Below are 8,826 nucleotides of genomic sequence, written 5' to 3'. Positions count from 1 at the left end.
ACACAGAAAGGGCGCAGTCCCCGTTCCGGGACTGCGCCTTCTTTTCATGACATCAATGCCACTCAGAGCGCGGCGAGAAGCGCATCAACATCACAAGATTCGGTCGCCCAGCAGGTGACGAGACGGATCAGAACCCCTTCAAGACCCGGTGGATTGGTCCATCGGTAGAATTCGTACCCCTGGGCTTCGAGCGCCGCGACACCGCGCTCGGGCAGTACGACGAAAACCTCATTGCCCTGTACCTCGAAAGGCAAAGCCGCCACCGGGTGGCGTCGCAGGCCATGGGCCAGACGCTGGGCCATGGTGTTGGCATGGGCCGCATGGCGTAGCCACAGATCGTTTTCGAGAAGGGCCAGAATCTGGGCGCTGAGGTAACGCTGCTTGGACCAGAGATGCCCGCTGCGCTTGATGCGACGCAGAAAATTCTTCGCCAGGTCCTCGCGGAAAATCATCACCGCCTCGGCAGCCATGGCACCATTCTTGGTGCCACCGAAGCTGATCATGTCAAACCCGGCTCTCCAGCTCACATCGGCGGGGCGACAGCCGAGCGCGGCGATGGCATTGCCCAGACGCGCGCCGTCAAGATGCGTGGCGAGACCCGCTTCACGTGCACGTGTCGTCAGCGCACCCAGCTGGTCGAGCGAATAAACCGTGCCCCATTCCGTGCTCTGGGTAAGAGAGAGAGTCTGGATCGGGCTGGTATGCACCCCGTGACCGCCATTCTCGGTCAGCACCCGGTCGAGATCTGAGAGCGCCATACGCCCGTCATCAGAGGGAATTGGAACCAGCTTGGCACCATGCGTGAAGAACTCCGGCGCGCCGCCCTCGTCATTGGCAATATGAGCGCTCTGGTCGCACACCACCGCCCCGAAAGGATCGGTCGCCGCGGACAGGGCCAGGCTATTGGCTGCCGTACCGGTCGCTACGGGAAAGACCCAGACATCGCGCTCAAACACTTCACGCGCCATCGCAGAGAGGGCTGCCGTCGTTTTGTCCTGACCGTAAGAGGTGTCAGATCCGTGATTCACTCGCTCAAGCGCTCTCATCACTTCAGGGCAGACAGGGGCGATGTTGTCACTCGCGAAGTTCTTGCGTATTGCCTCGGTCACGTCCGTTCCTCACTTCGTTTTCAGGCCCCGTCTGGTTTTTCGCCCGGCCAGGCCTCCTTGTCACAGGAATCTTCCGCATGAAACACGATCCGGCGCTGTCAGGAAAGCTTATCGACGGCAAGGCCATCGCCCGCAGCCTGACGGATCGTGTCAAGGCAGAGGCCGAAGCCCTGCGCGAACGAACGGGCAAGATACCGGGTCTCGCCGTCGTCCTGGTTGGCAACGACCCGGCCAGCGAAGTCTATGTGAAGAACAAGGCGATCCAGACCCATCGTGCCGGGATGCGCTCTTTCATGCACATGCTGCCCGAAACAACCGAGCAGGACGAGCTGCTGGAACTGATCGCCCGACTCAATGCCGATCCGCAGATTCATGGCATTCTTGTGCAGTTGCCCCTGCCACAGCAGATTGACCCGATCGTGGTGACCAATGCCATTGCCCCCGAAAAGGATGTCGACGGTCTGGGCGAGGTCAATGCCGGGCGTCTGAGCTCGGTATTGATGGGCTTGTGCCCTGCACGCCGCTTGGCTGTCTGATGCTGTTGAAGGAAACCCTGCCAGGTCTGCGCGGCCTCCATGCCGTGGTGATCGGCGCCTCGAATCTCGTCGGCAAACCGATGGCGCAGCTTCTGCTCAAGGAAGGCTGCACGGTTTCGGTCGGTCATATCGACACCAGAGACCCTCAATGCCTCGCGCGCGAGGGCGATATTCTGGTGGTCGCAACGGGCAAGAACGGTCTGGTTCGTGGCGACTGGGTCAAACCGGGAGCGACGGTGATTGATGTGGGTATTACCCGCATCTCGCTGCCGGACGGCAAGACGCGCCTTGTCGGCGATGTTGCCTTCGAAGAAGTAGCCCCGATTGCAGGGCATATTACTCCGGTGCCGGGAGGTGTCGGTCCCATGACCATTGCCTGCCTGCTGCATAACACGCTTCAGGCCGCTCGCAACGTGCTGGAGCGCCCCGAAGCATGAGCCGCGTCGCCATCGAGCTGATTCCCCGGGATACAGAGAGTCTGAATACCGATCTGACACTGCTGCGCCAGATCGCCCCGGCAGTCGAAACGGTCAACCTTCCCGATCTGCTGCGCCTGCCGCTCCGCTCGTGGGAAGGCGCTGCTCTGGCGCAGAATCACGGCTACACGGCGATCCCTCATATCCGCGCCATCGATATCGCGCCTGACGCGCCTCTCCCTTGCGCAGAGCAGGCAGGCGTCAAGGAGGTGCTTGTCATCGCTGGCGATCCGCCGCCCGATGCGACGCACCGCATCTGGCCCAACAGCTCGGCACAGATCATTGCCCGCTATCGCCGCGAAGCGCCTCATCTGACCGTCTATGCTGCTTTCGACCCCTATCGTCGTGCGCCTTGGCAGGAACTCGAAGACCTGAAGCAGAAGCGTGACGCAGGGGCTGCCGGGTTCTTCACCCAGCCGCTGTTCGACCAGCGCATGTTCGAACTCAGCGCCTCATGGCTCGAAAAGGATCGCGTCTTCTGGGGGTTGTCCCCCGTGATAGGGCCAAAATCGCGCGCCTATTGGGAGAGGGTCAATCATGTGGTGTTCCCCCATGATTTCGACCCGAGCCTTGACGCAAACATCGTATTCGCACGCAAGATCCTGACCGAGATCCGTGTCAGAGGCGAAGATGCCTATCTCATGCCGTTGCGCGTGGCGCTCGATTCCTATCTCGGTCCGTTGCGCGACCTGCTGAAAGGCTGAGCCATGCTCAGCCCGGTGTCTGACCTGCCTGGGTTTCCCTGATTACATCGTGAATAAAAGCCAGCTTGCGCCTGATGCTGGTCGTCAGAACAAAAGGATAGAGATCCTGCAGCCCCATTGAGCGATTGAGGCTGTTCACCGCCATGCTGAGCGGTAACCAGGCGCTCATGATCTCGTCGAAGCCGAGGGTAAGATAGGGATCGCCACCGATAGCAGGAGCCGAGAATTGCGACGCCGAGGGCGTAAGTGGCGCGATGGCGATGCCGTAGAGCCAAGCCGTTTCGAGTGTCGAAACGATATGCAGATAATGCGCCCAGGTCTCGGCAAAGTCTTCCCAAGGATGCGAAGCCGCATAGACGCTTACATGATCGGCCTGCCAGTCATCGGAGGGTGGCTTGGCATAATGCGCCTTGAGCGCCTCCTGATAATCCTGCCGGTCATCGCCGAAAACGGCGCGACACCGTTCTAGCCTGCCGGCATCGCGTATGAGTAGGTTCCAGTAGTAATGACCTATCTCGTGCCGGAAATGCCCGAGCAGGGTGCGATAATACTCTCCCATCTCGACACGCATCCGTTCACGCTGATCGTCATCCGCCTCGTTAATGGCAAGTGTGATCAGTCCGTTGCTGTGGCCGGTCATGACCGGCCCGGAGCCGTCGAGTGCGTATTCGAGAAAGTCGAAAGCCAGTCCGTTCTCAGGATCGTCGCGCCGGTTCACGATCGGCAATCTGAGGCGGATCAGCGCATGAAACAGGCGATGCTTGGCCGTCTCGATCTTGCGCCAGCGTTCAAGATTATGGGCATCGTTCAGATCCGGGATGAAGCGATTGAACTGGCAGGCATAGCAGAGCGACCCCTGAACGCTCTCTTCCGGGCTCAGTAACCAGTTGCAGGCATCATAGGCATGGTTGGCGCAATAGCGTTGAGGTACGCCTTCATAGCCCGGCTCGAAAGCCAGCCATGTGCCGTGCTGCGGGCCTGGATCAAGCGCAGTGAGATCCGAGACCCTGTGCAGATAGCCGACTGCATGATGGCACGATTCGCAGCGCGTATTTTCGAAAAAAAGAGGCTGGTTGCAGCACTCGCAGGAAAAGAGTTTCACGAATCGATCATCCCGTTGGCCATACCATCGGGAACCCCGCGTCATGGCTTTGGTTCCCTGTGAAGGTAATGAGCCTGCATCAACACATCGAATTCCGCCTCGCACTGATCGAGCAGCCCCGAGACGGGGGCTGCCGTCTCAGGCGTATCCGACGCAGCGAGAGGAATATGATTCTGCGCCGCAATCAGCCCGGAAGTCGTATCGAATCCGACCCAGCCTGATCGGGAATCCAGATTTCCGCCCAGGCATGCAGATCGCAGACCAGACGATCCGGGTCAGCCTGCAAGGCCGAGCTCAATCAGATAGCCCGAGACAAAGCGCGCCGCATAACCGAGATGACGCGCCAGAGCGATCAACAGCCAAGCGCTATCGCGGCACGACCCTGCCTCGCGCGCCAGTGTCTCGCCCGGCGGCCAGACTCCCGGTTCCATCCGGCGCATGTAATGCAGCCGGGTCGCAATCCGCCTTGCGAGCGTGGTGAGCCGAGACAGATGGGTTTCGGCCGGTGACGGATCATCGGCGCTCAGAAAAGGGTTCAGAATGGCGGCATCGGCGATGAGGCGACGATAGGCCGGGTCATGTTCTCCGAACGCATTTCGTGCATCTGCGGGAGCCTGTAACGGGTCATACGGGGTCAGATCGACGATCATGCTTACATCGACAACAAACTGCGCCATACGCTCGGCGAACACGACCTGCGAGACGAGATTGTCATGCGCGTCCTGCCCCCAGCTCAGACTGGCGTGATTGGGGCCTATGGTCAGCGCATAGGTCGTCATGGCATTGCGCATGCGCAAAGGGGGACGCAGACGAATGGTCTGAGGTCCAAGCGAGACCATCCTGTCATAACTGTAGGAAGTGCGATGATTGAGCAGAATCGGTTTACTCACGTCCCTCGCCTCCCCGCACCAGACTTCATGGCGACCTGATCCTCTTCCCTTTTCCAAGCCCGGTTCTCGTTTACGTCATCGTAACGACGCCCCCTCGGAAGGCAACTCCGTGTGTCAGACAGGGTTATTGTGTTCAACTGAGCAAAACAGCGCCTCACTCAGCCTTATTCTATGCCAGTGCCTGTTTTTTCTGTCTTGGCAAAGCGGAAAAACTGATAGTTTAATAAACATTCGTAACGTTCCACCGCAATACGCGCCACGTCATTGCAGGCTAAAGGTGAGAAGAAATGGCGTCAGACAATTCGCCTCTCCACGAGGCGGGTATTTTCTCCACCTACGACACGCCCTTTTATTACTGCGAGCTGATGAATCGCGGGGCGCCACTGCCCGAGGCCCTGCAAGCGGTGCAGGAGAGGCTCTCCCATCTCACCCTCACCGATCTGCGCGAGCGCACGGCGAATGCCGAAAACCTGCTCTGGCGTCTGGGCATCACTTTTACGGTTTATACAGAGCGCGAGGCGATAGACCGCATCCTGCCTTTCGACGTCATACCGCGCCTTCTGACCGCAGAGGAATGGTCCCTCATCGAACGCGGTGTGCAGCAGCGCGTCAAAGCCATCAATCTCTTCCTCTGGGATATCTATCACGAGCGGCGCATTCTAAAGGACGGCATCGTCCCGGCCGGCCTGGTGCTGAACAATCCCAATTACTGCAAGGCGATGATCGGCGTCGATGTGCCGGGTGGAGTCTATGTGCATATCAACGGCACCGACCTCATCAGGGACCGTTCAGGGCGCTTTCTCGTGCTCGAAGACAATGCCCGCACGCCCTCGGGCGTGTCTTACGTCATCGAAAACCGTCATATGATGCTGCGTCTAATGCCCGATCTGGCGTCGGGCATGGCGCTGCGCTCGGTCGAGGATTACGGCGTGCGCCTGCACAAGGCGCTCTGCGACGTTGCCCCTGCCAGCGTTGCCGACCCGCAGGTCGTGCTTCTCTCGCCCGGCATCTACAACTCGGCCTATTTCGAACATGTCTTTCTCGCACGCGAAATGGGCGTGCCCCTCGTCGAGGGCCGCGATCTGGTGGTGAAAGACCAGCATGTCTTCATGCGTACGGTGGCGGGGCTTCGCCCTGTGCATTCGATCTATCGTCGCATCGACGATGCGTTTCTCGATCCGCTCGCCTTCAATCCTGAAAGCCTTCTGGGCGTACCCGGACTTGTCGAAGCCTATTGTCTGGGCAATGTCACGCTTGCCAATGCGCTGGGCACCGGCGTTGCCGATGACAAGGCTGTCTATGCGTATATGCCTCGCATCATCCGTTATTATCTGGATGAAGACCCTATTCTCGACAGTGTCGAGACCCATATCTGCGCCGAGCCGGAGGGCCTTACCTATACGCTCGACAATCTGGCCAGTCTTGTCGTCAAACCTGTGGGCGATTCCGGTGGATACGGACTGATCATTGGTCCTCATGCCACAGAAGACGAGCTCGAAGCCTTTCGTGAAAAGCTGCTTGAAAACCCGTCGAACTATATCAGCCAGCCCGTCATTGACCTCTCTGTCGTGCCGACCCTTTGCCCGGCAGGCGTTGAGGCGCGCCATGTCGATCTGCGCCCCTTTGCCGTAACCGGAAAATCGACCTGGGTTCTCCCCGGCGGTCTGTCTCGCGTCGCCCTGCGCAAGGGGTCTCTGGTCGTGAATTCCTCTCAGGGTGGGGGGTCGAAAGACACCTGGGTGATGTCGAAATGAGCCGATTCAATCCGCACATGGCCGGGATGCTGCCCGACCTCAACACGCTGCTTTCGCGCTATGCCGAAAACATGATGTGGCTCGCCCGCTATATGGAGCGTATCGAAAACCTGGCCCGCGTACTGGAGGTGACCGAAGCTTTTGTCCGCGGGGCAGACGGCAAGCCCGTCTGGGAGTCGATCGTGCAGATCAACTCCGACGAGGAACGCTTTCGCGCCCTGTATCCAGGGGCGAACGAGGAGGATTATCTGCGCTTTTATGTCACCGACAGCGCCAATCCGAGTTCGATCAAGGCCATGGCGCACTGCGTGCGTGAGAACGCCCGCTCGGCTCGCCCCCTGATCTCCACTGAAATGTGGATGCAGCTCAATGTCTTCACGCGCTGGGTGCTCGATCTCGATGTCAGCGATATACGTCGAACCGGCCTTTCGACGCTTTGCAACCGCATCAAGCAGGATTGCCAGTCTCACGCCGGGGTCACCGAAGGCACGCTCTATCGCGATCAGGCATGGCTGTTTTACCTGCTGGGCCGTCACCTCGAACGCAGCGACCAGATTACGCGGCTGATCGACACGCGCTATCACACGCTTCTGCCTGATTCCTCTGAGGTCGGATCTGAAATCGATATGACCCAATGGGCCTCGGTCCTGCGTTCCGCGGCGGCCTATCATGCCTTTCGCCGCCTCAAGCCCGTCACCACCACGCCGGCCAATGTGGTCGGGTTTCTGCTCAAGAACGAAGGCTTCCCCCGCTCTCTCGCCTTGAATCTCCGCCATGCCGATTCCGTGCTGGCCGCGCTCTCAACGCATTACAATCTGCGCCGTCAATGCTCGGATGTACAGGAACGACTTTCCGAACTTCGCGCCATGCTCGAAGATCAGACCGCCGAAGAGATCATCATTCGCGGTCTTCATGAATGCATGGACTGGATACAGGACCAGATCGAAGCCTGCCAGAACGGCCTCGCAGCAGCCTATTGGCCGCCAGCGGAGCCTCTCCCGGGCAGTGCACACTCACAATCTCAGTAAACAGGGCTCTGCCCCACTCCCCGGAGAAGGAGGGGCTCACCCCTTTCATCCCCGCACCCACCAAAGGGCGGTCGCCCTTTGTGGGTGCGGGGCAGCGCCCTGCGTCGAACAGACCTCAGCCCTCGGAATCGTCTTCCTGTTCTTCAGGCGCCGTCATCATGGCGTCTGCCACCACACCGGATTGCTCGCGAATGCGACGCTCGATATCAGCCGCCATCTCGGGATGGTCGCGCAAAAACTGCTTGGCGTTTTCACGCCCCTGACCGACGCGGGTGCTATCATAAGAGAACCAGGCACCCGATTTCTCGACGATATTAGCCTTCACGCCAAGATCGATCAGCTCGCCGACCTTGCTGATGCCCTCGCCATACATGATGTCGAATTCAACCTGACGGAAGGGCGGAGCCATCTTGTTCTTGACCACCTTCACGCGCGTCTGGTTGCCAACCACCTCGTCACGATCCTTGATCGACCCGATACGGCGGATGTCGAGACGAACAGAAGCGTAGAATTTGAGCGCGTTGCCCCCCGTCGTGGTTTCGGGATTGCCGAACATCACGCCGATTTTCATCCGGATCTGGTTCAGGAAGATGATCATGGTGTTCGAGCGCGAAACGGTGCCGGTCAGCTTGCGCAGGGCCTGGCTCATCAGACGCGCGTGAAGACCGACATGACTGTCGCCCATATCGCCCTCAAGCTCGGCGCGCGGCACGAGAGCGGCCACGGAATCGACCACCAGCACATCGACCGCACCGGAGCGCACGAGCGTATCAGCAATTTCCAGCGCCTGCTCACCAGCATCGGGCTGGCTGAGAAGCAGATTATCGACATCCACACCCAGCTTGCGGGCATAGCCAGGATCGAGCGCGTGCTCGGCATCGATAAAGGCGCAGGTGCCGCCCTTCTTCTGGGCTTCGGCAATGGCATGAAGGGCCAGTGTCGTCTTGCCCGAGCTTTCGGGACCATAGATCTCGATCACACGCCCCCGCGGCAGACCACCGATACCCAGGCCGATATCGAGGCCCAGCGATCCGGTGGAAATAACGTCAGCCTGCTCCTTGGGGCGCTGCCCCATACGCATGATCGAGCCCTTGCCGAAAGCACGTTCGATCTGGCTCAGCGCACCCTCGAGTGCTTTCGTCCTGTCTACGCTCATGTCCTGTCCTCCGCTCGCATCAGTCTCGCCGAACTCCGCCGGAACGGCAATCGGGCATGAGGCGATTCGTC

The 8,826-nt window shown here is 59.6% G+C and carries 7 protein-coding genes and 1 pseudogene; 4 read left to right on the top strand and 4 right to left on the bottom strand.

What is annotated here, in order from left to right; all coding sequences use genetic code 11:
* Positions 1 to 62 precede the first annotated feature (62 nt).
* Positions 63 to 1,109 carry a threonine aldolase family protein gene (locus tag JCM25414_RS03275; RefSeq protein WP_025840713.1) on the bottom strand — a complete coding sequence of 349 codons (1,047 nt, stop codon included), beginning with the start codon at positions 1,107 to 1,109 and terminating at the stop codon, positions 63 to 65.
* 77 nt (positions 1,110 to 1,186) lie between these two features.
* On the opposite strand from JCM25414_RS03275, the pseudogene folD reads away from it, so the two are divergent.
* Positions 1,187 to 2,082: pseudogene (gene folD / locus JCM25414_RS16640) on the top strand (bifunctional methylenetetrahydrofolate dehydrogenase/methenyltetrahydrofolate cyclohydrolase FolD).
* Positions 2,079 to 2,825 (top strand): methylenetetrahydrofolate reductase, encoded by a 747-nt coding sequence (locus tag JCM25414_RS03265; RefSeq protein WP_025840712.1) that lies wholly within the window; start codon positions 2,079 to 2,081, stop codon positions 2,823 to 2,825. The pseudogene folD and the gene JCM25414_RS03265 overlap by 4 nt, the downstream one beginning before the upstream one ends.
* Before the next feature lie 7 nt (positions 2,826 to 2,832).
* Here JCM25414_RS03265 and JCM25414_RS03260 read toward each other — a convergent pair whose 3' ends face one another.
* Together JCM25414_RS03260 and JCM25414_RS16635 are read right to left on the bottom strand one after the other, a co-directional pair.
* Positions 2,833 to 3,927, bottom strand: coding sequence for a zinc-binding metallopeptidase family protein (locus JCM25414_RS03260; RefSeq protein WP_025840711.1), 1,095 nt, complete (start codon positions 3,925 to 3,927; stop codon positions 2,833 to 2,835).
* Between the two features lie 275 nt (positions 3,928 to 4,202).
* Positions 4,203 to 4,817, bottom strand: coding sequence for a transglutaminase family protein (locus JCM25414_RS16635; protein WP_242403307.1), 615 nt, complete (start codon positions 4,815 to 4,817; stop codon positions 4,203 to 4,205).
* A gap of 287 nt (positions 4,818 to 5,104) precedes the next feature.
* Between JCM25414_RS16635 and JCM25414_RS03250 the strand changes: the two genes are divergently transcribed.
* Both JCM25414_RS03250 and JCM25414_RS03245 read left to right on the top strand, forming a co-directional pair.
* The gene (locus JCM25414_RS03250; RefSeq protein WP_025840710.1) at positions 5,105 to 6,571 is read left to right on the top strand and encodes a circularly permuted type 2 ATP-grasp protein; all 1,467 of its coding nucleotides are present in this window, start codon (positions 5,105 to 5,107) and stop codon (positions 6,569 to 6,571) included.
* Between the two features lie 26 nt (positions 6,572 to 6,597).
* Positions 6,598 to 7,599, top strand: a complete 1,002-nt coding sequence (locus JCM25414_RS03245) for an alpha-E domain-containing protein (protein ID WP_025840709.1) — start codon at positions 6,598 to 6,600, stop codon at positions 7,597 to 7,599.
* A 115-nt stretch (positions 7,600 to 7,714) separates the two neighbouring features.
* On the opposite strand, the gene recA is transcribed toward JCM25414_RS03245, so the two are convergent.
* Entirely contained in the window at positions 7,715 to 8,755 is a 1,041-nt protein-coding gene (recA, locus tag JCM25414_RS03240) for a recombinase RecA (RefSeq protein ID WP_025840708.1), read from the bottom strand.
* Positions 8,756 to 8,826 lie beyond the last annotated feature (71 nt).

It is taken from the genome of Asaia platycodi JCM 25414 (genome assembly GCF_000614545.1).
Lineage (GTDB): Bacteria > Pseudomonadota > Alphaproteobacteria > Acetobacterales > Acetobacteraceae > Asaia > Asaia platycodi.
The sequence above is the reverse complement of the archived record's forward strand: the minus strand, read 5'-3'. Positions and strand labels throughout refer to the sequence as shown.

Bases quoted from the DNA above. Each gene is read 5' to 3' on its own strand.
- JCM25414_RS03265 (WP_025840712.1), top strand. From the start codon at position 2,079: ATGAGCCGCGTCGCCATCGAGCTGATTCCCCGGGATACAGAGAGTCTG.
- JCM25414_RS03250 (WP_025840710.1), top strand. From the start codon at position 5,105: ATGGCGTCAGACAATTCGCCTCTCCACGAGGCGGGTATTTTCTCCACC.
- JCM25414_RS03245 (WP_025840709.1), top strand. From the start codon at position 6,598: ATGCTGCCCGACCTCAACACGCTGCTTTCGCGCTATGCCGAAAACATG.
- recA (WP_025840708.1), bottom strand. From the start codon at position 8,755: ATGAGCGTAGACAGGACGAAAGCACTCGAGGGTGCGCTGAGCCAGATC.